Raw genomic sequence first — 23,767 nt, forward strand, 5'->3', positions numbered from 1 at the left:
GGGGAGGGAGATGCGTTGCGCTAGATCTTCAGCGTCAGATCCATCGCTTCCGCCAGCGCCTTGGCGCGCCGTTTCGTCTGTTCGCCCAGCAGCATGTCGGCGTAGCCGTTGGCGGCGGTGACGCGCAGGGCGCCTTTCTCGACCGTGGCCGCGGCGTTGGCCAGCAACTGCGGCGAGCGGCCCGACAGGTCGCAGGCCAGCCGCATGGCCAGCCCCAGCGCTCGCGCGCGCTTCTGGCCCTTTTCCGACAGCAGGCGCTCGACCGTTTCGGGCGCCGGCGTGCGCGCCTCGCCGCCGTAGCGGGCGTTCATCGCCACGGCCATGAAAGCGCGTTCGGCGTGGGTCTGGCCGGGAATGGGTGACCATAGAACCTGATCGAACACCAGGCTGACGCGGTGGTCGGGGTGCAGGCGCGCGCCCAGGTCCGCCAGACGGCACACCGAGGAGGTTAGCAGGGCGTCGCGCTCCTCTCCGAACACTTCGGGCAGGGCGGAGACCACGGACTGCAGCCAGCCGTCCAGGGCGCGGGGCAGGGCCGGGTCCACGCCCTGACGGCCGCCCCATGCCGAACACCCGGCCAGCAGGGGGTCGACCACGCGCATGGCGGGGTCCATGCCGTGATACAGCAGTCCCTCGCGAACGCCCCAGGCCGAGAAGCTGACCGAGGTCAGCCCCAGGCGGTCGATCAGCCCCTCCAGCACCAGGGCGGCGTAGGGCAGGGTCTCGGCGCGGCGCTTGGACAGGCCGGGCAGCTTCTCCAGCGAGGCGCGGGACTGGCGCGCGACCAGCCGGGCCATGTCGCGCGCGTCGGCCGCGCTCATGGCGTACTGGTGGACGATGCGGATCGGATGTTCGACCATCGCCATATGCATCTGGGCCAGGCTGCGCCAGGCGCCGCCGACGGCGTAGAGCGTCGGCGTGGCGTAGTGGTCCTCGATCGGCTCCAGCCGCTTGGCGATGCGGCCGCGCAGGCGGTCGGCGTCGAAGCCCCTGTCGTCCAGCAGGGCGAAGGGGCCCAGCGGCAGGGTCACGCCCGGGCCGCGCGGACCGTCGCCGATCCGCGTCAGCTCCAGACTGGCGCCGCCCATGTCGGCGGCCACGCCGCGCGCGCCGGGGTCGCCTGCCAACACGCCCAGCGCCGAATATTTCGCCTCTTCCTCGCCGTTGAGGACGCGGATGCGCAAGCCCGTCTCGGCGGCTACGCGCTCGCAGAAATCAGGGCCGTCTTCGGCCTGACGCACGGCGGCGGTGGCGGCGACCAGCACCTGATCGGGCTGGACGCCCTCGATCACGGCGGCGAAGCGGCGCAGCGCCGTCATGGCCATGACGACGCCCGGTTCGGACAGGCGCCGCGTGGCGGCCAGGTCACGCCCCAGACCGGCCAGCACCTTTTCGTTGAACATGGTCCAGACCGCCCGGCCTTCCAGCCGGTACAGCACCAGACGCACCGAGTTGGAGCCGATGTCGATGACGGCGATCTGTTTCGATTCGTATTCGCGCTCGGGGCTCATGAGCGGCGCTTCCGCACCTTGAGGCCCGGATAGGACAGGGCGCCCGGCAGGGTCTTCACCTTGCGGCCGCGCCCCGACAGGCTGGGGTTGGTCATGAAGTATTTGTGCGCCGAGAAGGGCCGTTCGGACCCGCTGGGGATCACCCGTCGGTAGGAGCCGTCAGGCTCCAGCACCCAGCTCTGGGCGTCGTCTTTCAGGTTGGCGACCATGATCTGGTCGAGCACCTGGTCGTGAACGGTGGCGTTCAGGATCGGCGTCATCACCTCGACGCGGCGTTCCAGGTTGCGCGGCATCCAATCGGCCGAAGAGATGTAGACCCGCGCCCGGTTGCTGGGCAGGTCGTGGCCGTTGGCGAAGGCGACGATGCGGCTGTGCTCCAGGAAGCGGCCGACGATCGACTTGACCCGGATGTTCTCCGACAGGCCGGGCACCCCGGGGCGCAGGCAACAGATGCCGCGGATGACCAGTTCGATGCGCACGCCCCATTGGCTGGCGCGATACAGAGCGTCGATGATCTCGGGATCGACCAGGGCGTTCATCTTGGCCCAGATGGCGGCGGGCTTGCCCTTGGCGGCGGCCGACATCTCCTTGCCGATCATCTCGATCAGGCTGGTCTTCATGTTCAGCGGGGAGACGACCAGAGCCTCCAACTCGTCCGGCGCCGCATAGCCGGTGATGTAGTTGAACACCCGCGTGGCGTCGCGGCCCAAGGCCGGATCGCAGGTGAACAGGCTGAGGTCGGTGTAGATCTTGGCCGTGACCGGGTGATAGTTGCCGGTGCCGAAGTGGCAGTAGGTGCGCAAGGATTCGCCCTCCCGCCTCACGACGACGCTCATCTTGGCGTGGGTCTTGTACTCGACGAAGCCGAAGACGACGTGGACGCCCGCCCGCTCCATCTGGCGCGCCCAGCGCAGGTTGGCTTCTTCGTCGAAGCGGGCCTTCAGCTCCACCAGGGCGGTGACGTTCTTGCCGTTCTCGGCCGCCTCGATCAGGGCGGCGACGATGGGGCTGTCCTTGGAGGTGCGATACAGGGTCTGCTTGATGGCGATGACGTGCGGATCGCGCGCCGCCTGGCGCAGGAACTGCACCACCACGTCGAAGCTCTCGAACGGGTGGTGGATCAGCATGTCCTTTTCGCGCACGGCCGCGAAGATGTCGCCGCCGTTGTCGCGCACCCGCTCGGGGTAGCGCGGCTCATAGCCCTTGAACTTCAGGTCGGGGTGGCCGCCGGGGATCAGTTCGGAAAGCTGAGCCAGGCCCAGCATGCCGTCGACCAGCACCACGTCCTGCGGCTGGGCGTGCAACTGGGCGATGATGAAGTCGCGCAGGTCGTCGGGCATGTCCGCCTGAATCTTGATGCGGACGACCGAGCCCATGCGGCGCTGCTTCAGCGCCTCCTCGAACTCCATGACCAGGTCTTCGGCTTCTTCCTCGATCTCGATGTCGGAATCGCGGATCAGGCGGAACAGGCCCTTTTCCAGGATCTCGCAGCCCGGAAACATGTGGTCGATGAACAGCAGTAGCAGGTTTTCCAGCGAGACGTAGCGCGTCCGTCCCGGCGTCGAACGCCCGTCCGTCGCCAGCGCCCAGAAGCGCCGCACCTGGGTCGGCACCGGCACCAGGGCGTACAGCACGCGGTTGTCGCTGTTGCGGCGCAGCTTCAGCGCCAGGGAGAACCCCAGGTTCGGCAGGAAGGGGAAGGGGTGCGCCGGGTCGATCGCCATCGGCGTCAAGACGGCGAAGAGCTGGTTCAGGAATTCCGGCTCCAGCCGCTCGCGCTCGGTCTTGGTGATGCGGGCGCGCTCGACGATCTCGATGCCGGCGGCGGCCATCTCCTTGCGCAGGACGCGCCACTGGCGCTGCTGTTCGGCCATCAGGCCGCCCGCCGCCGCATTGACCTGCTCTAACTGCTCGGCCGGCGTCAGGCCGTCGGGCGAGACGACGCGGATGCGCTCACGGACCTGACCCTTCAGACCGGCGACGCGCGTCATGAAAAACTCGTCCAGGTTGTTGGCCGAGATGGACAGGAAGCGCACGCGCTCCAGCAGGGGGTGGCCCTCGTTCGCGGCCTCTTCCAGCACCCGGCCGTTGAAGGCCAGCCACGACAGCTCGCGGTTGATGAACCGCTCGGGCGAGGCCATCAGCGCCTCGGACAGCTTGAGTTGCGGCGCGCGCGAGGAGGGGACTTCCTCACCGGTGGTGTCGACGGCGATGGGCGCGATATCGGTCATGATTCCGTTGTCGCGCGCGCCTGTGACGGCTGCAACCGCGATTGTGTCGCGGCGGGGAATGGGCAGGCGGTTAGGGCTGCTCCCCGTCCAGCACCTGGCGAGCCAAAACGCGCGTCACGGGACGGTGCAGGGCGTCCAGGCGGTCGACCACGGCCTCGGCGGCGTCGGCCGAGCGGTCGATGCGGCGGACGAGATACTCGATCAGTTCATCGGCCGGGGTGATGTTTCGGCTGGCGAAGGCGCGGCGCAGCATGGCGGCGAAGACGACGTCGTCGGGCGCCTCGATCCCCACGGTGCGGATGGCGTTCAGGCGCGAGCGCAGGTCGGGCAGGTCCGTCGCCCAGGCGCCTGGCGGATCGCGCGACACCAGCAGCAGGGCACCGCCGCCCGACTGGGTCAGATTGATCAGGTGGAACAGGCTCTCGTCATCGGCGTCCTGGGCGTCGTCCAGCAGGACGGGGCGGCCTTCCAGCTCCAGCGGGTCGACCAGGGCCGCCTCGGCGCCGTGCAGGGCGATGGCGCCGGTGCGCTCGACCCAGGCGGCGGCCAGGTGGCTCTTGCCGCAGCCCGCCGGCCCGAACAGGGCCAGCATGGCGCCGGGCGCTTCGGGCCAGACGGCCAGGGTCGCCACGCCTCCAGCGTTGGCTTCCGAGATCGCCAGGTCGGAGGCGCGCTGGGGCGTCTCCTGCTGCAGCGGCAGGCGCAGTTGACGGATCTCGGCGGCTGGGGCGTTCATGACGATGAACCCTAGCCGGGCGGGGATGCGGGCGTCTCTGTTGATAGGGCGGGATCTCGGGGACAACCAGCCTCGCCCTGTGGATGGCGTATCAGGGGCGTTTGAGCCGTCAGCCTTGACTTTCGGGGGCGATGATGGGCCTTTCCCCGCTCCTAATTCACGCTGTTCGACAGCCGTTTTCAGACGAAATCCGATCATGCACGCCTATCGCACCCACACCTGCGGCGCCCTCCGTTCGACGGATGCCGGCGCGAATGTTCGTCTGTCGGGCTGGATCCACCGCAAGCGCGACCACGGCGGTCTGCTGTTCATCGACCTGCGCGACCACTACGGCCTGACCCAGCTGGTCCTGCACCCCGAAACGCCGGGCTTTGACGTGGTCGAGCGCCTGCGCGCCGAGAGCGTCATCAAGATCGACGGCGAAGTGGTCCTGCGCGAAGGCTCGACTGTCAACGCCAACCTGCCGACCGGCGAGGTCGAGGTGCGCGTCCTGTCTCTGGAAGTCCTGTCGGAAGCGGCCGAACTGCCGATGCCGGTCTTCGGCGAGCAGGAGTATCCGGAAGAGATTCGCCTGAGCAACCGTTTCCTGGACCTGCGTCGCGAGCGTCTGCACAAGAACATCGTCCTGCGTTCGCGCGTCATCCAGTCGATCCGCACTCGCATGGTGGCGCAGGGCTTCCTTGAGTATCAGACGCCGATCCTGACGGCCTCGTCGCCGGAAGGCGCGCGCGACTTCCTGGTGCCGTCGCGGATGCACCCGGGCAAGTTCTACGCCCTGCCGCAGGCCCCGCAGCAGTTCAAGCAACTGCTGATGGTGTCGGGCTTCGACCGCTACTTCCAGATCGCGCCCTGCTTCCGCGACGAAGACCTGCGCGCTGACCGCTCGCTGGAGTTCTACCAGCTGGACGTGGAAATGAGCTTCGTCACCCAGGAAGACGTCTTCCAGGCGATCGAGCCGCTGATGCACGGCCTGTTCACCGAGTTCGGCGAGGGCAAGCCGGTCTCGCCGATCGACGACGTGAAGACCTTCACCAACGACTTCGGTCAGACGATGGAGCACAAGGGCTTCGAGCGCCTGACGTTCGCCCAGTCGATGAAGTGGTACGGCAGCGACAAGCCGGACCTGCGCAACCCGATCAAGATGCAGGACGTGTCGGACCATTTCCGCGATGGCGGTTTCGGTCTGTTCGCCAAGATCCTGGGCGCGGACGCCAAGAACGCCGTCTGGGCCATCCCGGCGCCCACGGGCGGTTCGCGCGCCTTCTGCGACCGCATGAACTCCTGGGCGCAGGGCGAGGGCCAGCCGGGCCTGGGCTACATCTTCTGGTCGGACGATCAGCAGTCGTGGGGCGGCCCGATCGCCAAGAACCTGGGTCAGGAGCCGACGCAGGCGCTGATGACGTCGCTGGGCCTGGGCCAGGGCGACGCCGCCTTCTTCACCGCCGGCGACCCGGCCGTCTTCGCAAAGTTCGCCGGTCTTGCGCGCACCCGCGTCGGCACCGAGCTGAAGCTGGTCGATGAGGATCAGTTCAAATTCTGCTGGATCGTCGACTTCCCGATGTTCGAATGGTCGGAAGAAGAGAAGAAGGTCGACTTCAGCCACAACCCGTTCTCGATGCCGCAGGGCGGCATGGAGGCGCTGGAAACGCAAGACCCGCTCACCATCCGCGCCTATCAGTACGACATCGTCTGCAACGGCTATGAGCTGTGCTCGGGCGCGATCCGGAACCACAAGGCCGAGATCATGCTGAAGGCCTTCGAGATCGCCGGCTACGACGCCTCGGTGGTCGAGGAGCAGTTCGGCGGCATGCTGAACGCCTTCCGCTACGGCGCACCGCCGCACGGCGGCCTGGCGCCGGGCATCGACCGCATCGTCATGCTGCTGGCGGGCGAACAGGCTATCCGCGAGGTCATCGCCTTCCCGCTGAACCAGCAGGGCCAGGACCTGATGATGAACGCCCCGGCCGAGGTCGAGGAGCGTCAGTTGAAGGAGCTGTCGATCCGCACCCAGCTGCCGATCAAGGTCTGATCCAGGCGAGCGCCGAATTGCAAAAGGGAGGGGCGACCCCTCCCTTTTTTGTATCCCGGCCTCAGTTGCCGGAAACGATCACCAGATTGCGCTGGCGCGGCGGAACAGGCGGAGATGGCGGAGCCGGAGGGGTCGCTGGCGTGCGGATGACGCGCACGCCGCTGATGCGGCAGTTGCGGGCCGTCATGTCGCCGGGCAGGCGGGTGGCGGCGTCGCCGCAGGCTTCGGACACCTGATCGGCGCTGAGCCCGCGCGCCCGGGTCAGGTCCAGACCGCGAATGTCCGTGCGACGCATGGAGGCGCCGCGAAAATCGGCGCGGGTGAAGTCGCCGCCGGACAGGCGGGCGCTGTCCAGATCGGCGCCCCGGAAGGAGGCCCCGCTGAAGTTGCCGCCGGTCAGGTTCGAGGCCTTGATGTCGGCGTTTCCGAAGTCGGCGCCGCTGGCGTTGACGTTGGCCAGGGTGGCGCCGAAAATCTCGGCGTCGTTGAGGCGGGCGCGGGTCAGGTTGGCGCTGTTCATGTTCACTCCCTGAAGCTCGGCCCCGCTCAGGTTGGCGCCGTTCAGGTCGACGCGGATCAGCACGGCGCCCGTCGCTTCGGCGCCCATCAACTGGACGCCGGTCATCTTGGCGTTGGTGAAGTTCGAGCCGACCATTTCAATGCCGCGCATGTCGGCCCGGCTGAAGTCCGCCCCTGTGAAGTTGGAGCCGACGAGTTCAGCGCCGCGCAGATTGGCGCCCACCAGGGTGGCCTGGGCGAAGTTGGCGCCGGTCAGGGTGGCGCCCGACAGGTCGCGGCCCGACAGTTCGCAACGCGTGCAGCTTCCGCCCAGCGACACCATGCGGGCCACGTCGCGATCCTGGGCCCAGGTCATCTCCACGGCGCCGGCCAAGGCGGGGGCGGCCGCCATCAGTCCCGTGAGGGCTGAGGCGGCGAGGGCCAGACGGTGCAGGGGAGAAATCGAGCGTTTCTTCACCCTTATTGAATGCGCCTTAGTCCGTAAAAACCCTACTTAAATCGCGGTAACGAAGGCGACGCTCAACAGGCGGGAATGCGTAGGCCAGAAGGCAGAACCGTGTTCTGATCGCCGCAGGCCTGATTGAGCTGCGACTGGGTCAGGCCGCGCGCGCGCGCCATTTCGGCGCCCGACAGATTGGTCCCGTTCAGCTTGGCCCCGGTGAAGGAGGCGCCTTCCAGGAAGGTCCCCACGAAGCTGGCGTTGGTCAGGTCGGCGCCGTTGAAGTTCGAGCTGGACAGGACGGCGCCATAGGCCTCGACATCGCGCAGGTCAGAGCGGCTGAAGTTGGTGCGGTTCATCACCGACAGGCTGATGTCGGCCTGACGGATGCGGGCGCCGGACAGGTTCAGGCCGGTGCGCTCCATGCCGGAAAAGTCGCCCTGAAACAGGTTGCAGGCGGGGCAGGAGGCGCCGCGACGCACCTGGGCGATCTGCGAGGCGTTCTGCGCCGAGGCGGGCAGGGCCGTCAGCGTCAGGCCGACGGCGGCGAGAAGGGCGATTGCGGGACGGATCATGCGAATGGCTCCAGGCTTTGCGCCTGTTGCAGCAAGAAGCGGGCCGCCGTTTCGGGACAGTGCGTCCCGTTTCAACCCTGAACCTTGGGCGCCGCGCCGCAGGAACCGCACGCGGGCGTCCCGCTCCGATCCGTCAGCATCAGGTCGCCGCACTCAGGGCAGGGGCCGGCCTGAACCTGCGGCGTGGCGCGCGGCGACGGCTCCTTGCGGCCGAACGGGGCGACGATCAGGTTGTCGGGCGCTGCGCCCCGCGCGAAACCCTTGGAGATGAAGCGGGCGGCGGGCACGGGCTGGGGCGTCTCAGCCGGAACGCCGTCCATGCCGTCCAGATTGGCAGCCTCGGGCGTTACTTGCGCCAGTTCGCGCCGGTCCAGATAGGAGACGCCCAGTTCGCGGAACACATAGTCGAGGATGGAGGTCGCCGAGCGTATGGAGTCGTTGCCTGTGACCCGCCCCGACGGCTCGAACCGGGTGAAGACGAAGGCGTCGACGAACTCGTCCAGCGGCACGCCGTATTGCAGGCCGATCGAGATGGCGATGGCGAAGTTATTCATCATCGACCGGAAGGCGGCGCCTTCCTTGTGCATGTCGATGAAGATCTCGCCCAGTTCGCCGTCTTCGTATTCGCCGGTGTGGATGTAGACTTTGTGGCCGCCCACCGAGGCCTTCTGGATATAGCCCTTGCGGCGATCGGGCAGGCGGCGGCGGGTGCGGTCGCGCTCGATCACTTTTTCGACCACGCGCTCGACGGTGCGGGGCGCGGCCTCGGGGGCGGGGGCCGCTTCGGTGCGGCGTGGAGCCTCGACCTCGGGCAGGCGCAGGCGGAAATCGGCAGGGGGCTGGGCGCGGCGCAGGACTGCGGCGCGACGACCGTCCAGCGCCGCATCGGCCAGGGCGCGGGCCAGATCCAGACGATCAGCGCGCCAGTCCAGCGTGACAGGGGCCAGGTCGGGCGCGTCGCTGAACGGCTCAATGGCGCGGCGCAGGTCGGCTTCCAGCGCCTCGCCGGATTGCGACAGCACCTGCCGCAAGGCCTCGGGCGCTTCGGCCCAGTCGGACAGGTCGGGGCGGCCGAAGACATAGTCCGCCGCAGCCCTGATCGCCGCCTCGTCAAAGCCCAGGCGCGGCAGCAGGGCTTCGCCCGGCGCCAAAGTCAGGCCCAGAACGTCGCCGATGAACCCCTCGTCCAGCACGGGCGGAGCGAAGGCGGCGGCGAAATCCTCGACCGAGGACAGGGCGCGCTCGATCCCTTCAAGCTCCAGGTCGGTGAAGCCCAGTTCGCGCAGGCGGGCGTGGTTGACGCCGGGCGCCTCGGCCAGGGTGCGGCGGCCGAACAGGTGGTGCTCCGCGGCCTCGACATCAGCGCCGGCGCGGGTCAGGGCGAGGGCCAGCGCCGGGCGGAGGCGACGTTCGACCTCGCCGTCCGCCGTCTGCCAGACGTCCGTCGCCGTGAAGGGCGAGAGGCCGAGGCGCAAGGCCAGTTCGGCGTCGTCGGCGAACAGGCTGATGGCCGCATGGCGCCGCCCTTGGGCGCGCAGCGCATCGACCGGCTCGCCGCGTTCGGTCAGGGCGGCGAGGGTTTCGTCCTTCACCGCTTCCCACTCGGCGCAGGGGCCAAGGCGGGCGGCCAGATCGGCCGAGGCGGCGTTGGCGAGGCGCGCAACCCGAGCGGCCAGGGCGGCGGCGGGCAGGGCCGGCTCAGCGGCGTCCTGCGACACGGCCCAGTCGGCTAGACCGCCCAGACCAAGGGCGATGGGGCGCGCGGCGGCGCGGCGCTCCTGGGCGTCCAGCGTCAGGTCCAGCGCGGTGACCAGCAGTTCGGTCAGGGCGGCCAGCGCCGAGTCGAACGCTTGCGGGAAGGCGGCGGCCAGCGCGGGCAGGTCCATCGCCGCGCGTGCGGCCAGAGGCGTATCGGCGGCAGCGTCGGCGTCAGCGGGCGTGAAGACGGCGGCGACGGGGCCTTCCAGGGCCGCCTCGGCCACGGCGAGCGCCAGAGGTCCGCCGGCGGCGGCCGTGTCCGGCTGGACCAGCACGATCAAGGAAGCCGGCGGGGCGTCAGCCAGCGGCGCGGCGGTCGCCGACACACCCTCGCCCTTGATGGCGCGCAGGATGTCCGCATGGGCGGCGCCGCACTGTCGCGCGACATGGGCGGCGCGGGTCAGGGCGGGGTTGGAGGCGGGGTCAGCGCAGGCGGCGGCGTCGCCCTCGCACCGCGCCACGGCGTCGGCGACGTTGGCCAGCGCCTGAGCCAGCGCCTCGGCGGCCTGCCCGGCCAGCCGTTCGCGACGCCAGGCGGCGGCCTGCTGCGCCAGACGGCGCTCGGCCTCGGGCTCGGACAGGTCCAGACGAAGGGCGGTTACGGCGGGCGTGCCCGCATCGCTGACGGCGGCCAGACCCAGCAGGACCGCGCCCGTCAGTTCCGCCTCGAATCGGGCGCTTTCGGCGGCGTTGGCGAAGACCGCGCTGTTTTGCCCGGCGGCGGCGAGACGCTCCGCCCAGTCGTGCACGGCGCCGTTCAGGGGCAGGTCGGGGCGAGAGGAGGACGCGTCGGCCCAGTCCAGCCAGGTCTCGACCTGCACATCGGTCCAGGCGTCGGGCGCCAGCACCCTGTCGACGACGTCGGGCCGCTCGATCTCGCGCAGCGCGACGGGGACGGCGGCGGCCAGGGGAGCAAACAGGGGCTTGAAGCGCATCAGGCGTCTCCCACGCTGGAGGTGGAGCGTGTCCTGAAGACAACCTATCGGGCGATCATGACGGCGTTCAATAGATGTTGCGGCTGTCGTGGGTGTTGCCCACAAGATGTTGAGGCGTTTCCAATGCGCTCGACGCTGGACGTAGGGCGTCGCGGTTTCTATGATCGGCCCGCGCCGCCGGACCTCCCCGGGGCGGTGGATTCGAGTGAGTTCAACGACGTGCTGAGCAAGATCTTCACCTGGTGGAACGGCGCCACGATCGGCACCCTGTTCACCATTGGCAAACGCGGCCAGCAGGTCGGCACGGACGAGTTCGGCAACCGCTACTACGAATCCCGCGACACCGTCAGCTATGACGGCCGCAAGCGCCGCTGGGTCATCTATGACGGCTATGCCGAGGCGACCAAGGTGCCGCCGGAATGGCAGGGCTGGCTGCGCTACACCTATGACGAGACGCCGACTGAGCGCCCGCTGCCGCGTCAGGCGTGGGAAAAGGATCACCTGCCGAACATGACGGGCACGCCCATGGCGCGTCGTCCGCAAGGGTCGCTGGCCGCACTGGGCCAACGCCCGGCCGCCACCGGCGACTATCAGGCCTGGAGCCCGGAATGAGCCTTCGCCATGTCCTGCTGGCCGGGGTGGTCGTCGCGGGACTGGCGATATCGGGCGCCGGCGTGGCCAGCGTCCTGATGGACCTGCCGCAGGACGCGACGCCCGCGCCGGCTGATCCTGTCGGCGACATGCTGCGCGACACCAACCGCACGCCGCTGCAGAATCCGCAGGGTCCGGCGACACAAGCGCAGCAACCGGCGTCGTCCAATAGCCCGGCCATTGTGATGCCGACCGCGCCCGCCGCGACGCCTGCGACGCCCGTTATCATCACGCCGGGCGAGGAAGTGGCGGTTCAGGAAGAGGCGCCGGACGAAATTCCGGTCGAAGAGGTCGCGCCTGCGCCCACGGAACCGGTCTCGCCGCCGGGAGTCCGTCAGCGTCGCCGCACCGCCGTCATCCAGGCGGTGGACAAGACCACGGCCGAGACCATGCGGTTTGAGGTCGAGGTGGGCGGCCGTCCGGTGCGGTTCGGCAGGACCCTGCTGTTCAAGGCCCGCGCCTGCGAGGTCTCGGCTTCTGACGAAATGACCGAGGACGCCATCGCCTATCTGGAGGTCGGCGTTCAACCGCGCGGTCTGGCGGCGCCGACCGAGGCGCGTCAGGTGTTCAAGGGCTGGATGTTCGCCTCATCGCCCAGCGTCAGCGGCCTGCAGCACCCGGTCTATGACGCCTGGGTGGTGGGCTGTAAGGCGTAAGCCACAGCCTCGGCCCCGCTGAGGGGCGCCGTAAAGGCGTCCATGTCGGGCGCCGCCTGCAGAGCCCAAGGCAGCATGCGCAAATAGGCCTCCTGAGGCGTCTCCACAGCGCCGAACTGGCCCAGGTGCTCGGTCAGGAACTGGGTGTCCAGCAGCCGCCAGCCGCCTTTTTTCAGGCGCGCGACCAGGTGGACCAGCGCCACCTTTGACGCATCGGTCGCCCGGCTGAACATGCTCTCGCCGAAGAAGGCGCCGCCCAGCGTCACGCCGTAAAGCCCGCCCACCAGCGCCTCGTCGCGCCAGCATTCGATGCTGTGGGCGAAGCCGCGCTGATGCAGTTCGACATAGAGGCGGCGGATCGGGGCGTTGATCCAGGTGTCTTCGCGGCCGGGCGCAGAGGCGGCGCAGGCGTCCAGCACGGCGGCGAAGGCGGTGTTCACCCGCACGTCGAACGGCTCGCCCCGCACGGTGCGGCGCAGGCGCGAGGGGATGTGAAAGCGATCCAGCGGTATCAGGCCGCGCTGGTCCGGCTCGACCAGAAAGACGCGCGGATCGTCGTGCGCCTCGGCCATGGGAAAGACGCCCCGCGCGTAGCAGGCGAGCAGCGCCTCCGGTCCGAAGACGTCAGAGGCGCCGCTCGCGCTGAAGCCGGGTTCGTGCAAGGGGGGTTAGGCCTTGGCCTTCTGCGCCGCCGCCCACTTCTCCAGCCAGTGGATGTCGTAGTCGCCCGACAGGATGTCCGGCTCCTGCAACAGCTTCTGGAACAGGGGGATGGTGGTGTCGACGCCGCTGATGACCGTCTCGCCCAGCGAGCGTTTCAGCCGGGCCAGCGCTTCCTCGCGGTCGCGGCCGTGGACGATCAGCTTGCCGATCAGGCTGTCGTAATAGGGCGGGATCGAATAGCCGGCGTAGATGGCGCTATCCAGTCGCACGCCCAGGCCGCCTGGGGCGTGGAACTCGGTGATCGTGCCCGGGGAGGGCGTGAAGGTCTCGGCGTTCTCGGCGTTGATCCGCACCTCGATGGCGTGGCCCTCGAAGGTGATGTCTTCCTGCTTGAACGACAGCGGCAGGCCCGCGGCGATGCGGATCTGTTCGCGCACCAGATCGACGCCCGTGATCATTTCCGTGACCGGGTGTTCGACCTGCAGGCGGGTGTTCATCTCGATGAAGAAGAACTCGCCGTCCTCCCACAGGAACTCGATGGTCCCGGCGCCCAGGTAGCCGATGGCGGCGATGGCCTTGTTGACCGTCTCGCCGATCTTGACCCGGCCTTCGGCGGACAGGGCGGGAGAGGGGGCCTCTTCCAGCACCTTCTGGTGACGGCGCTGCAGCGAGCAGTCGCGTTCGCCCAGGTGGACGACGTTGCCGTGGCTGTCGGCGATGACCTGAATCTCGATGTGGCGCGGCTTCTGGAGATAGCGCTCCATATAGACGGCGCCGTTGCCGAAGGCGGCCAGGGCCTCGGCCTGGGCCGTCTGTACGGCCTCGACCAGATCGTCGGCCGTCTGGGCCACCTTCATGCCGCGACCGCCGCCGCCGGCGGCCGCCTTGACGATCAGGGGGAAGCCGATGGCCTTGGACGCCTCGATGGCCTGTTCGACCGTCTCGACCTCGCCGTCAGAGCCGGGGACGACGGGGATGCCCGCGTCCTTCACGGCTTGCTTGGCGGTGATCTTGTCGCCCATGACGCGGATATGCTCCGGCTTGGGCCCGATGAAGGTCATGCCGTGGGCTTCGATGATCTCGGCGAAGCGGGCGTTCTCGGCCAGGAAGCCGTAGCCCGGGTGGATCGCCTGGGCGCCGGTGATCTCGGCCGCCGCGATGATCGAGGGGATGTTCAGATAGGACTTGGCCGCCGGCGCAGGGCCGATGCAGACGCTCTCGTCGGCCAGACGCACCCACATGGCGCCGCGGTCGGCCTCGGAGTGAACGGCGACGGTGGAGATTCCCATCTCCTTGCATGCGCGGTGGATGCGCAGCGCGATCTCGCCCCGGTTGGCGATCAGGACCTTGGTGAACATGGGGCTCAGGCTTCCAGCACGACCAGGGCTTCGCCGAACTCGACCGGCTGGGCGTCGCCCACCAGGATCTCAGCAACCACGCCGTCGCGCGGCGCCTGGATCGGGTTCATGGTCTTCATGGCTTCGACGATCAGCAGGGTCTGGCCCTTCTTGACCTTGTCGCCGGCCTTGATGAAGGGATCCGAACCCGGCGCCGGCTGCAGATAGGCGGTGCCGACCATCGGCGACTTCACCTCTTCGCCCGAGCGGGCGACGATGGCAGCCGGGTCCGACGGCATGGAGGCCGGGGCGGCGGCCGGGGCGGCGTGCACGACCGGAGCCGGAGCAGCGGCGTAGTGGATCGGGGCGGCGGCGACGGTGACTTCGCGCTTGACCTTGATCTTCAGATCGCCGCGCTCGACCTCGATCTCGGTCAGATCGGTGTCGTTCAGGATGTCGGCCAGGCTGCGGACCAGATCGGCGTCGATGTGCTTGTTCTTGTCGTCGGACATGAGGGTCTCTTCTACTTTATCTTCTGACGGCGCGCGGCGGTCAGCCCTTGGCCCCGGCGCGACGCGCCAGGTCCAGGGCGGCCCGGACGGCCAATTCATAGCTGTGGGGGCCAAAGCCGGCGATCACGCCGGTCGCGGCCAGGGACGCATAAGAGTGATGCCGAAACGCCTCGCGTGCGGCGGGGTTCGACAGGTGGCATTCGACCACGGGGATGCTCAGCGTCTTCAGCGCGTCGAGCAGGGCCACCGAGGTGTGGGTGAAGGCGGCCGGGTTAATGACCAGGGCGTCGGCCTCGGTCCTGGATTCCTGGATCCAGTCGACCAGCTGGCCTTCATGATTCGACTGGCGGAACACCACGCGCGCGCCGTCGGCCGCCGCCTCGCACATGGCCTGAACGTCGGCCAGCGTCTCGCGGCCATAGATGTCCGGCTCCCGAACCCCCAGCAGGTTCAGGTTCGGCCCGTTCAGGACATACAGGGTGAGGGTTTCGGGCATTCGCTCGCAAAACAGGCGCGCCGCCGCGCGGAATCGAGCGCGCGTTGTAGCCCAGGTGGCGCGCGGCGCAAAGCGGGCGAGGAAAAAGGGTGACGTAGGGAAAGGGTGTGAATTTATTTCGATCGACCGCAGCTTAGCGACGTTATAATTGTCGGGCGCGAGATTGAGCTTCGCTAGACATCAAGGATCCGAATATCTTGTAAGTAAAGAGACGGATGTCTGAAATTTTACGTCAACGAAGGCTAGTTTTTAGCGAGAGTTTTTCCACATTATCGTATTTTAGGGGGACGGCCGGTGTGAGCGTGTTTGCCCATTTCTTTTCATTAGTCTCCTTTCTGCTAGGTCTTGTTGCCTGGGTTTGGCTCTTGGTTTGGCTAGATCATAGATTGAGATTGCGGGGTAAAAATATCCTTTGGTTGATCCTGTTTTTTGGACCATTTTGCGTTGTTTTGTTTGCTATTTCGCTAATACCTGTGGACCGTCAGAAGTTGATTCTTCTGGGGGTAATTTTCGGCGGCATTATTTCTGCGCCAACAGCCATCTGGGGTTTGGTTGAGATAACCGCCGCTTCGAAAAGCTCGGGCGTCAAATCGAACTCAGAAAAGGATAGTTGAAAAACTGCCTCGGGCAAAAGGTGTTGGAATTGATCTCTCTAGGTCAGAAGCCCATATCTGCCTCTCAACCCTGCATCGTCTGGAGCGAACAGTTTGCGTATCGAAGTCAACGGCGAGGCGCGGGAGACCGGCGCCACGACCATTCTGGGTCTGGTTCAGGAGTTGTCGCTGGACCCCAAGAAGGTGGCGGTCGAGCGCAATCTGGAGATCGTGCCGCGCTCGCTCCACGGAGAGACGGCGCTGGCCGAGGGCGACAGGATCGAACTGGTGCAGTTCGTGGGCGGCGGCTGAGGCCCCCTATGCTCCGCTCATCGCGGCGGACGCGGGGATCCAGTCCTTTGGCGACAGGTTCGCCCTTCAAAAGGTTGCGCGTGAGGCTCTTACTGGATCCCGGCGTCCGCCGGGAGGAGCGGGAGGGGGCGCGCGCTCATCAAATCCCGCAACGCCGCTTCCCCCCGGCGGCGGGCGGCGCTACTTCCCTAGGCATGACTGACACCGCTCCCCGCACCGACAGCTGGACCGTCGCCGGCCGCACCTTCAACTCGCGCCTGATCGTGGGCACCGGCAAGTATCGCGACTACGCCCAGAACGCGGCGGCGGCCGAGGCGTCGGGCGCCGAGATGGTCACCGTGGCCGTGCGCCGGGTCAACCTGACCGATCCGAACCAGCCTGTGCTGACGGACTTCATCGATCCGAAGAAATACACCTATTTGCCCAACACGGCGGGCTGCTTCACCGGCGAGGACGCGGTGCGGACCCTGCGTCTGGCGCGCGAGGCCGGCGGCTGGACCCTGGTCAAGCTGGAGGTGCTGTCGGACCCCAAGACCCTGTTCCCCGACATGGAAGAGACCCTGCGGTCGCTGAAGCTGCTGACCGCCGAGGGCTTCGAGGTCATGGTCTATTGCACCGACGACCCGGTCTATGCGCGCAAGCTGGAGGACGCGGGCGCCGTGGCCATCATGCCGCTGGGCGCGCCGATCGGCTCGGGGCTGGGGGTGCAGAACCCGATCAACATCCGCCTGATCGTGGAGCAATCGAAGGTGCCGGTGCTGGTCGACGCGGGCGTCGGCACGGCCTCTGACGCCGCCATTGCGATGGAGCTGGGCTGCGACGGCGTGCTGATGAACACCGCCATCGCCGAGGCGCGCGACCCGATCCTGATGGCCAGCGCGATGAAGCACGCCGTCATCGCCGGGCGCGAATCCTATCTGGCCGGGCGGATGAAGAAGCGGTTCTACGCCGATCCGTCCTCGCCGCTGGCGGGGCTGATCTGATCGCCTCCCCACGACGTGGGGAGGTGGCGCGGCGCCGATAGGCGACTGACGGAGGGGACGCTTGGTTCAGCCGTTGCTGAGCCCCCTCCACCGCTTCGCGGTTCCCCTCCCCATAAAATGGGGAGGAAAGGCGTCAGCCCTTTTTCTTGGCGGCCTCGATCAGGGCGCCGACCTCGCGCGGGTCGATGCCGGGGCTGGCGACGCCGTTGATGAAGAAGGTCGGCGTGCCCTGCAGGCCCAGCGCCGCCGCCGCCGTGTGGATGTCGGTGACGTGGCGCGTCATCTCGGGGGCCGAGATGGCGGCGTTCGCCTTGGCCATGTCGACGCCGTTGTCGGTCAGGATGCGGTCGATGGCGCCGCGGTCCAGCGCGCGCTCGGCCATCAGGGCGTCATAGACGGGCAGATACTTGCCCTGTTGATGCGCGGCCAGGGCGGCGCGCGCGGCGTATTGGGACGTCACATCCTCGCCCCGGTCCAGGATCGGCCAATCCTTAAAGACGAAGCGCACCTCGGGGTGGGCGGCCATCAGGGCGCGGTATTCGGGGGCAACCGCCTTGCAGCCGGGGCAGCGGAAGTCGAAGAACTCGATCACCGTCACCTTGGCGTTCTCAGGGCCGAACGCCGGGTCGCGCGGATCGGCGGCCAGCAGGGTCGGATTGGCGGCGGCGGCGGCGTTGATGCTCTGCACGCGCGACTGGGATTCGGCCGCCTCACGCGCAGCCAGCACTTCGTCCAGCACCTGCGGGTTCTGGATCAGATAGGCCCGCACCCGCTCGCCGAAACCGCCGGTCAGATAGGGCGCAGCCGACAGGGCCAGGGCGACAGCCGACATGCCTGCGGCGGCCCAGCCCAGCGTCGTGCCCGACAGGCCCAGCCGCGCCTTCTTCGGCGTGGCGGTCGGGGTCGGTTCGGGGCGCGCGTCGTCGGTCATCAGGGTCTCGTATTATCAGGCAGTGCAGTAGGGGGCGGGAAGGGCTCATTCCCCGCCGGGCGGGATGACGCCGGAGCGGCTGCGCTGTTCGTTGCGGCGCTCGGCGTCGGTGATGTCCTTCTCGGTCGCGCCCGAGGCCAGGACGATGTCGGTGGCGCGGCGCCATTCGATGGAGTTGCGGTCCAGCATGTCGCGCGCCCGCATGGCGAACTGGGCCGCCTGATCCGGGCGACGCAGGGCGAACCAGTATTCGGCCGAAGCCAGGCGCGCCTCGCCCTCCTTGCCCTGGCTGGAGTAGGCCTGAGACAGCAGGCGCCAGGCCAGGTTGTTATCGGCCTCCAGCGCCAGGGCGCGCTTCAACTGGTCTTCCGCCTCGGTCAGCCGGGCCGTGTCGTTGGTTTCGATCAGGGCGTGGGCCAGGTTGATGCGCAGCAGCGGCGCGTCCGGCTTCAGCTCGACGGAGCGTTCATGGGCGCCGATGGCCTCGGCCGGGCGGCCTTCCTCGAACAGGATCTGGCCCTTGAGCTCCCAGAAGTAAGGGTTTTCGGGCTGTTCGGTCAGTAGGACGTCGACCGCGTCCAACGCCTTCTGCGTCTGGCCGTCCCGGTACCAGGCGATGGCGCGGGCGTACCGGGCGGGCAGGGAGGCGTCGCTGGACGGATAGTCGCGCAAGGTTGCGTTGGGCGCGTCCATGAAGGCGCGAATCTTGGCCACGACCAAGGCGTGCTCAGCCATGCGCTGCGTGCTGTCGCGCTTGTCGTAGTGGGAGGCGGCCTCGACGGCGGGGCGCAGGGCCTCGATCCGCTGGGACGACAGGGGGTGGCTGCGGAAATAGGGATAGCGCCGCTGGTCCGAGAAGATTTCCTGCGAGCGGAAGTTCTCGAAGAACTCGACCATGCCGCGCCCGGATTCCCCGGCGCGCTCCAGGGCCCGGGCCCCGGTGATGTCGGCTTCGCCCTCCTGGCTCTGCATGTAACGCAGAGCGCCCAGCGTGCCGAAATACTGGCTTGAGGCCAAAAGCGCTGCGCCCGCGTCCGGCGCGCCCGCGATCGCGGCCAGGGCGCCCAGGGCCATGGTCATGATCATCGGCTGCATGCCGGCGTTCTGGGCGCCGTCGCGCAGGGTGTGGCGGTTCTTGATGTGGCCGGCTTCGTGAGCGATCACGCCCAGAAGCTGATTGGGGCTCTTGGTCCGCAGGATCAGGCCGGTGTTCAACCCCATGATCCGCCCGCGCGTGGCGAAGGCGTTCAGGTCGTTGTCGTTGACCAGCAGGATCTCGACCTCGTTCGGGTCAAGGCCCATCGCGTCCAGCACGGGCTCGGACCAGTCGTGGATGATGCCTTCGATCTCGGTGTCGCGGATCAGGCTCTGGGCCTGGGCCGCAGCGGCCGAGGCCAGCACCGCAAGGGCGCCGACCCCGGCGGCCAGATAGCGCCGGAAGCGGGGTGCGGCGGGGGGCGTCCTGGTCATGAAGAACTCCAGAGCGATCGTCTCCCCCGCAGCTTCCAGCCTAATCGTGTCCGATCAACGGCGCCACCAGCCGCGTTTCGGCTTGGTCGGCGGGGCGACGATCTGGTTCGGATCCTCGGCGATGATGGCGGCGATATCGACTTCGGGCGTCGGCGCCGTGACCGGTTCGGCCAGGACGACGGCTTCCTCGGCCAGAACCTCCTCGATCGCCTGCTCGATGCGGGCGGCCACGGCGGGCGTGACGTCCAGCTCGGCCGGGACTGGGGCCGATTGCTTGGCCTCTGCGGCAGCCTCAGCCTCGGCAGCGATCGCCTCGGGGGCGGCGGCTTCGGCCTGTTGCTCGGCGGCGACCTCGTTCAGCTCCTCGGCGATGGCCGAGGTGACCTTGCGGCGCACGCGGCGACGCTTGGGCGCCTCGACGGGCTCCAGCACCGGGACGGCCTCGGTCGCCGTTTCGGGCGAACCGTTCGACGTTTCTTCGTCGATCACCATGGCGATGGGCGTGTCGGGCGAGCCGACAGGCGGCAGGCCTTCGTTGACGGCGCGATCCTCGACCTTGGCCTCATGCGTCACCTCGCTCCGGCCGCGACCACGACCGCGACGACGGCGCGAGCGGCCGTTGCGGCCTTCGCCCTCGGTCGCCTGTTCGGCGTGAACATCGCGCGGCTCGTGGCTGCGCTCGGCGTCATCCTCGGCGACGCGTTCGGCGCGCACCGGCGCCGGGTTGATCGGGTCGAACCAGACATAGGGGTCCTGCAGCGACGGCGTGCGGCCGCGCACCCAGGTGAAGACGTCGCGTTCGCCTTCCTCACGCACCCGGCGACCACCGCGGCGGCCCCGGCGACGGCGACCGCCGCGCCCGTCGTCATCGTCGTCTGCGACGACGGCTTCGGCTTCATCCTCCCGACCTCCGCCGCGACGGCGACGGCGGCGACGGCCGCCACGGCCGTCATCGTCCTGTTCCTGACGAGCGCGGCTTTCGTCGTCGTCCTCGTCTTCAGACTCCAGTTCGGCCTCGTTCTGATCGTCGCCGAAGTCCTCGTCCTCGTCGTGATCCTCGTCTTCATCGTCGAACGCGCTGTCGTCGAAGCCGTCGTCCAGGTCGGCCAGGTCGATGTGGCTTTCCGGCGCGACGAAGTCCTCGTTGGTTTCGGTGCGCTCGATCGAGTGCTCGCCCTGAGCCAGGCTGTCGTCGATCTGGATGACGACGTTCAACCCGCGCTGTTCCAGCAGGGACTGCAGATAGGCGCGCTTGTGGTTCAGGATGTACAGCGCCACGGCGGTCGAGACGCGCAGGTTCACCGAACCCGCGCCGTTCTTGCCGGCCTCGATGTCGACGGCGCGCAGGGTGGTCAGGGCCGCCGATTCGGCCGAGCGGACGCGTCCGGCGCCCTGGCAGCATTCGCAGACCTCGGTGGCGCCTTCGATCACGCCCAGACGGCGGCGCTGACGGCTGATCTCCATCAGGCCGAAGCCCGAGATGCGGCCCATCTGGATGCGGGCGCGGTCCTTGGCCAGGGCGTCCTTGACGGCCTTCTCAACCGCGCGGTTGTTCTTGCCCTCGTCCATGTCGATGAAGTCGATGACGATCAGACCGGCCAGGTCGCGCAGGCGCAGCTGGCGGGCGGCCTCGACGGCGGCTTCCATGTTGGTCTTGGTGGCCGTGGCCTCGACGTTGCGCTCCTTGGTGGAGCGGCCCGAGTTCACGTCGATGGCCACCAGGGCCTCGGTCTGGTTGATGACCAGATAGCCGCCCGACTTCAGCGGCACGACCGGCTGGTGAATCTGGGCCAGCACCTCTTCGATGCCGTTCGCGGCGAACAGCGGGCGCGAGCCTTGATAGAGATGAATCTTCTTGGCCTGGGAGGGCATCAGCACGCGCATGAAATCGCGCGCCTGTTTGAAGCCCTCGACGCCCTCGACCTGAATGCCGTCGAAGTCCTTGTCGTACATGTCGCGCACGGCGCGACGGACCAGGTTTTCTTCCTCGTAGATCATCGCCGGCGCGTTGGAGCTCAGCGTCGTCTCGCGGATCGTCGACCACAGGCGCAGCAGATATTCATAGTCGCGCTTGATCTCGGCGCGGGTGCGCTTGGCCCCGGCCGTGCGGATGATCAGGCCCATGCCCTGCGGCACCTTCAGCGCGGCGGCGGCGGCCTTCAGGCGGCGACGGTCCGAGGTGTTGGTGATCTTGCGAGAGATGCCGCCGCCCTTGCCGGTGTTGGGCATCAGCACGCAGTAGCGGCCAGCCAGCGACAGCCAGGTGGTCAGGGCCGCGCCCTTGGCGCCGCGCTCGTCCTTGACGACCTGCACCAGCAGGATCTGACGGCGCTTGATGACGTCCTGGATCTTGTAGCGGCGCATCAGGCGACGCTTCAGGCGCTCCTCGTCGGCCAGGCCGCCTTCCGATTCGCCGTCGTCGCTCTCGCGGCCCAGATCATCGTGATCGTCGTCGTCGTCCGACTGCGCTTCGGCCATGATGGCTTCGCGGTCGGCGACCGGGATCTGATAGTAGTCGGGGTGAATTTCGTTGAAGGCGAGGAAGCCGTGGCGGTTGCCGCCGTACTCGACGAAGGCGGCCTGCAGGCTGGGCTCTACGCGGGTGACCTTGGCGAGATAGATGTTCCCGCGAAGCTGGCGACGCGCGCGGGATTCGAAATCGAATTCCTCAACCTGGCGGCCGTCTACGATCGCGACGCGCGTTTCTTCCGCGTGCGCCGCGTCGATCAACATGGTTTTTGACATGAAGGGTCTCTCTCAGGCGCGCCAGGCCGTGCGCCGCGAGTTCAATCGCGGGAATGGGGGCGGCTCGCCGAATGGAAATGGGGGCCGGGGCGCGCGTCATCCCCTCGCAGAAAGCGAGTGCGGCAAGGTCTTGCCGAAGAGGATCGCAGGCGTAGTGGCCCATAAGGTTGTCGGTCCTGGGCCCGAACGCGCCGATCAAGGCTGCGTCCTGAACCCGTTCTCCGGATCGTCGGCCAGGCCGGGCGATCCTCGGAATAGGTGAAAGTCAACGCCGCGAGGAGGGCGCGGCCGGTCCCGCAGAACTGCGGGCGGCGCGATCAGTCGCATGCGGAACTCATAATAGGCACATGCGGCGGAAAATAAAAGAACCGCGACGATAAGAGGTCTTAACGAAATCCTTAAACTGCGGCGGCATCCTGCAAGGACAAACTACAGGGTAACTTCGGTTCATGGCTGGTCGGTGGCGCGACAATCTCGCCCTTTGGGGCGTCCGCGAATGGGCGATGACGGCCGTGGCCGTTGTCGTCGTGTGCGTCGTCGTGCTGGCGGCCGGACGCGGGCTGGCTTTCGGGCCGGACGGAGAGGTCATGCGCCTGCGCTTCGGCGGCGACGCCCAGCGCACCCGCATCGTCGTCGATCTGGGCCGCAGCACGCGCGGTCAGGTGATTGAGGACGGGTCGTCGGGGCGGGTGATCCTGGCGCTGTCGGGCGTTCAGCCGGGGCGTGGGCTGGACGGTTCAGGCTCCGGGCTGGTGCGCGGCTATGAGGTGTCGGCTTCGGGCTCTTCGTCGCGCGTGCGGCTGGACCTGGCGCGCGGCGCGGAGATCGAGCGCCGTTTCCTGCTGCCGCCCGGCGATGGGGTGGCTCACTATCGCTATGTCATCGACCTGAAGGCTACCGGCGCGGCCGCTGCGCCCGCCGTCGCCCCGCGGCGCGAACAGGTTCGGGCTGAAAAGCCCCTCATCGTCATCGACGCAGGCCACGGCGGCCGCGATCCGGGCGCGCAAGGCCAGCATGTTCAGGAAAAGGCCGTCACCCTGGCCGCCGCTCAGGAGCTGAAGGCCGCGCTGGAGCGCACCGGCCGTTATCGCGTGCGGCTGACGCGAGACGGCGACGTCTATGTCGCTCACGGCCGCCGGGTTCAGGTGGCGCGCGATGCGGGCGCGGACCTGTTCATCTCCCTGCACGCCGACGCCGGTTCTGATCCGGCCCTGCGCGGCGCCAGCGTCTACACCCTGTCCGAACAGGGCGCCGGACGGGCCGTGCGCGAGTTCACCAAGGGCGAAGACTGGCAGCGCGACCTGCGCCTGCCTGGCCGCGATCCCTCGGTCGACCGCATCCTGCTGGACATGACCCAGCGCGCCACCCAGAACCGCTCGGCCCAGTTCGCGCGGGTGCTGCTGACCCATATCGAGGGCGACAACCATCCCCTGCTGCGCCGCAGCCACCGCGACGCGGGTCTGGCGGTGCTGCTGGCGCCCGACGTGCCCGCCGTGCTGCTGGAGATGGGCTTCATCACCAATCCGGAAGACGAACGCGTCCTGACCGACGAACGCGCCCGCCGCCGCCTGATGCGCTCGGTCGCCGAGGGCATCGACCGCTATTTCCGCGAACCGGCCGCCCCGGTGATGGTTGCAGGCGAGATCGCCGGGGGCTGATGTCCTCCCCATGCAATGGGGAGGGGA

General features: G+C 68.2%; 20 protein-coding genes. 7 read left to right on the top strand and 13 right to left on the bottom strand.

Annotated elements, in window-relative coordinates:
• Nucleotides 1–20 precede the first annotated feature (20 nt).
• The 3 genes from PIB44_RS07005 to PIB44_RS07015 form a co-directional block, all read right to left on the bottom strand.
• Complete coding sequence (locus PIB44_RS07005; protein WP_278070862.1) at nt 21–1,511, bottom strand: Ppx/GppA phosphatase family protein; 1,491 nt, start codon at nt 1,509–1,511, stop codon at nt 21–23.
• Entirely contained in the window at nt 1,508–3,742 is a 2,235-nt protein-coding gene (locus PIB44_RS07010; protein WP_278070863.1) for an RNA degradosome polyphosphate kinase, read from the bottom strand. Before PIB44_RS07010 ends, PIB44_RS07005 begins: the two co-directional genes overlap by 4 nt.
• Nucleotides 3,743–3,812: 70 nt before the next feature.
• Nucleotides 3,813–4,478: a P-loop NTPase family protein gene (locus PIB44_RS07015; RefSeq protein ID WP_278070864.1), complete on the bottom strand. Its 666-nt coding sequence runs from the start codon at nt 4,476–4,478 to the stop codon at nt 3,813–3,815.
• A 196-nt stretch (nt 4,479–4,674) separates the two neighbouring features.
• Here PIB44_RS07015 and aspS point away from each other — a divergent pair, with 196 nt between their 5' ends.
• Nucleotides 4,675–6,507 carry an aspartate--tRNA ligase gene (gene aspS, locus PIB44_RS07020; protein WP_278070865.1) on the top strand — a complete coding sequence of 611 codons (1,833 nt, stop codon included), beginning with the start codon at nt 4,675–4,677 and terminating at the stop codon, nt 6,505–6,507.
• Between the two features lie 61 nt (nt 6,508–6,568).
• On the opposite strand, the gene PIB44_RS07025 is transcribed toward aspS, so the two are convergent.
• The 3 genes from PIB44_RS07025 to PIB44_RS07035 all read right to left on the bottom strand — a co-directional run bounded on the left by PIB44_RS07025 (nt 6,569) and on the right by PIB44_RS07035 (nt 10,733).
• Nucleotides 6,569–7,483, bottom strand: coding sequence for a pentapeptide repeat-containing protein (locus tag PIB44_RS07025; RefSeq protein WP_278070866.1), 915 nt, complete (start codon nt 7,481–7,483; stop codon nt 6,569–6,571).
• A 62-nt stretch (nt 7,484–7,545) separates the two neighbouring features.
• Nucleotides 7,546–8,040: a pentapeptide repeat-containing protein gene (locus PIB44_RS07030; RefSeq protein ID WP_278070867.1), complete on the bottom strand. Its 495-nt coding sequence runs from the start codon at nt 8,038–8,040 to the stop codon at nt 7,546–7,548.
• Between the two features lie 71 nt (nt 8,041–8,111).
• On the bottom strand, nt 8,112–10,733 hold the full coding sequence (locus tag PIB44_RS07035; protein WP_278070868.1) for a TSCPD domain-containing protein: 2,622 nt from the start codon (nt 10,731–10,733) through the stop codon (nt 8,112–8,114).
• Nucleotides 10,734–10,952: 219 nt separating this feature from the next.
• On the opposite strand from PIB44_RS07035, the gene PIB44_RS07040 reads away from it, so the two are divergent.
• Entirely contained in the window at nt 10,953–11,345 is a 393-nt protein-coding gene (locus PIB44_RS07040; RefSeq protein WP_025976741.1) for an NADH:ubiquinone oxidoreductase subunit NDUFA12, read from the top strand.
• The gene (locus PIB44_RS07045; protein ID WP_278070869.1) at nt 11,342–12,040 is read left to right on the top strand and encodes a DUF2155 domain-containing protein; all 699 of its coding nucleotides are present in this window, start codon (nt 11,342–11,344) and stop codon (nt 12,038–12,040) included. Before PIB44_RS07040 ends, PIB44_RS07045 begins: the two co-directional genes overlap by 4 nt.
• Here PIB44_RS07045 and aat read toward each other — a convergent pair.
• Genes aat through aroQ form a run of 4 tightly spaced genes read right to left on the bottom strand, consistent with a single transcriptional unit; the run spans nt 12,007 to nt 15,048 of the window.
• Nucleotides 12,007–12,702 (bottom strand): leucyl/phenylalanyl-tRNA--protein transferase, encoded by a 696-nt coding sequence (aat, locus tag PIB44_RS07050; RefSeq protein WP_512699163.1) that lies wholly within the window; start codon nt 12,700–12,702, stop codon nt 12,007–12,009. The two genes, PIB44_RS07045 and aat, sit on opposite strands and share 34 nt — an antisense overlap.
• Nucleotides 12,703–12,708: 6 nt before the next feature.
• Nucleotides 12,709–14,061 (bottom strand): acetyl-CoA carboxylase biotin carboxylase subunit, encoded by a 1,353-nt coding sequence (accC, locus tag PIB44_RS07055; protein WP_025976744.1) that lies wholly within the window; start codon nt 14,059–14,061, stop codon nt 12,709–12,711.
• 5 nt (nt 14,062–14,066) lie between these two features.
• Complete coding sequence (accB, locus tag PIB44_RS07060; RefSeq protein ID WP_278070871.1) at nt 14,067–14,552, bottom strand: acetyl-CoA carboxylase biotin carboxyl carrier protein; 486 nt, start codon at nt 14,550–14,552, stop codon at nt 14,067–14,069.
• A gap of 40 nt (nt 14,553–14,592) precedes the next feature.
• Nucleotides 14,593–15,048, bottom strand: coding sequence for a type II 3-dehydroquinate dehydratase (aroQ, locus tag PIB44_RS07065; protein WP_278070872.1), 456 nt, complete (start codon nt 15,046–15,048; stop codon nt 14,593–14,595).
• A gap of 296 nt (nt 15,049–15,344) precedes the next feature.
• Here aroQ and PIB44_RS07070 point away from each other — a divergent pair, with 296 nt between their 5' ends.
• The 3 genes from PIB44_RS07070 to PIB44_RS07080 all read left to right on the top strand — a co-directional run bounded on the left by PIB44_RS07070 (nt 15,345) and on the right by PIB44_RS07080 (nt 16,936).
• Nucleotides 15,345–15,662 (top strand): hypothetical protein, encoded by a 318-nt coding sequence (locus PIB44_RS07070; protein WP_278070873.1) that lies wholly within the window; start codon nt 15,345–15,347, stop codon nt 15,660–15,662.
• 93 nt (nt 15,663–15,755) lie between these two features.
• The gene (gene thiS / locus PIB44_RS07075; RefSeq protein ID WP_024352991.1) at nt 15,756–15,953 is read left to right on the top strand and encodes a sulfur carrier protein ThiS; all 198 of its coding nucleotides are present in this window, start codon (nt 15,756–15,758) and stop codon (nt 15,951–15,953) included.
• A gap of 194 nt (nt 15,954–16,147) precedes the next feature.
• Nucleotides 16,148–16,936, top strand: a complete 789-nt coding sequence (locus PIB44_RS07080) for a thiazole synthase (RefSeq protein ID WP_278070874.1) — start codon at nt 16,148–16,150, stop codon at nt 16,934–16,936.
• Nucleotides 16,937–17,069: 133 nt separating this feature from the next.
• Here the strand turns inward: PIB44_RS07080 and PIB44_RS07085 are convergent, their stop codons facing one another.
• From PIB44_RS07085 to PIB44_RS07095, 3 genes are read right to left on the bottom strand one after another with little or no spacing between them, the layout of a single operon-like run.
• Complete coding sequence (locus tag PIB44_RS07085) at nt 17,070–17,867, bottom strand: DsbA family protein (RefSeq protein ID WP_278070875.1); 798 nt, start codon at nt 17,865–17,867, stop codon at nt 17,070–17,072.
• 45 nt (nt 17,868–17,912) lie between these two features.
• Entirely contained in the window at nt 17,913–19,337 is a 1,425-nt protein-coding gene (locus PIB44_RS07090; protein ID WP_025976749.1) for a M48 family metalloprotease, read from the bottom strand.
• A 54-nt stretch (nt 19,338–19,391) separates the two neighbouring features.
• Nucleotides 19,392–22,082, bottom strand: coding sequence for an Rne/Rng family ribonuclease (locus PIB44_RS07095; RefSeq protein ID WP_278070876.1), 2,691 nt, complete (start codon nt 22,080–22,082; stop codon nt 19,392–19,394).
• A 449-nt stretch (nt 22,083–22,531) separates the two neighbouring features.
• Between PIB44_RS07095 and PIB44_RS07100 the strand changes: the two genes are divergently transcribed.
• A complete protein-coding gene (locus tag PIB44_RS07100; RefSeq protein WP_025976751.1) occupies nt 22,532–23,740 on the top strand; it encodes an N-acetylmuramoyl-L-alanine amidase family protein in 1,209 nt (402 codons plus the stop codon).
• Nucleotides 23,741–23,767 lie beyond the last annotated feature (27 nt).

Source organism: Brevundimonas sanguinis (assembly GCF_029636725.1).
Taxonomy (GTDB): Bacteria; Pseudomonadota; Alphaproteobacteria; order Caulobacterales; family Caulobacteraceae; genus Brevundimonas; species Brevundimonas sanguinis.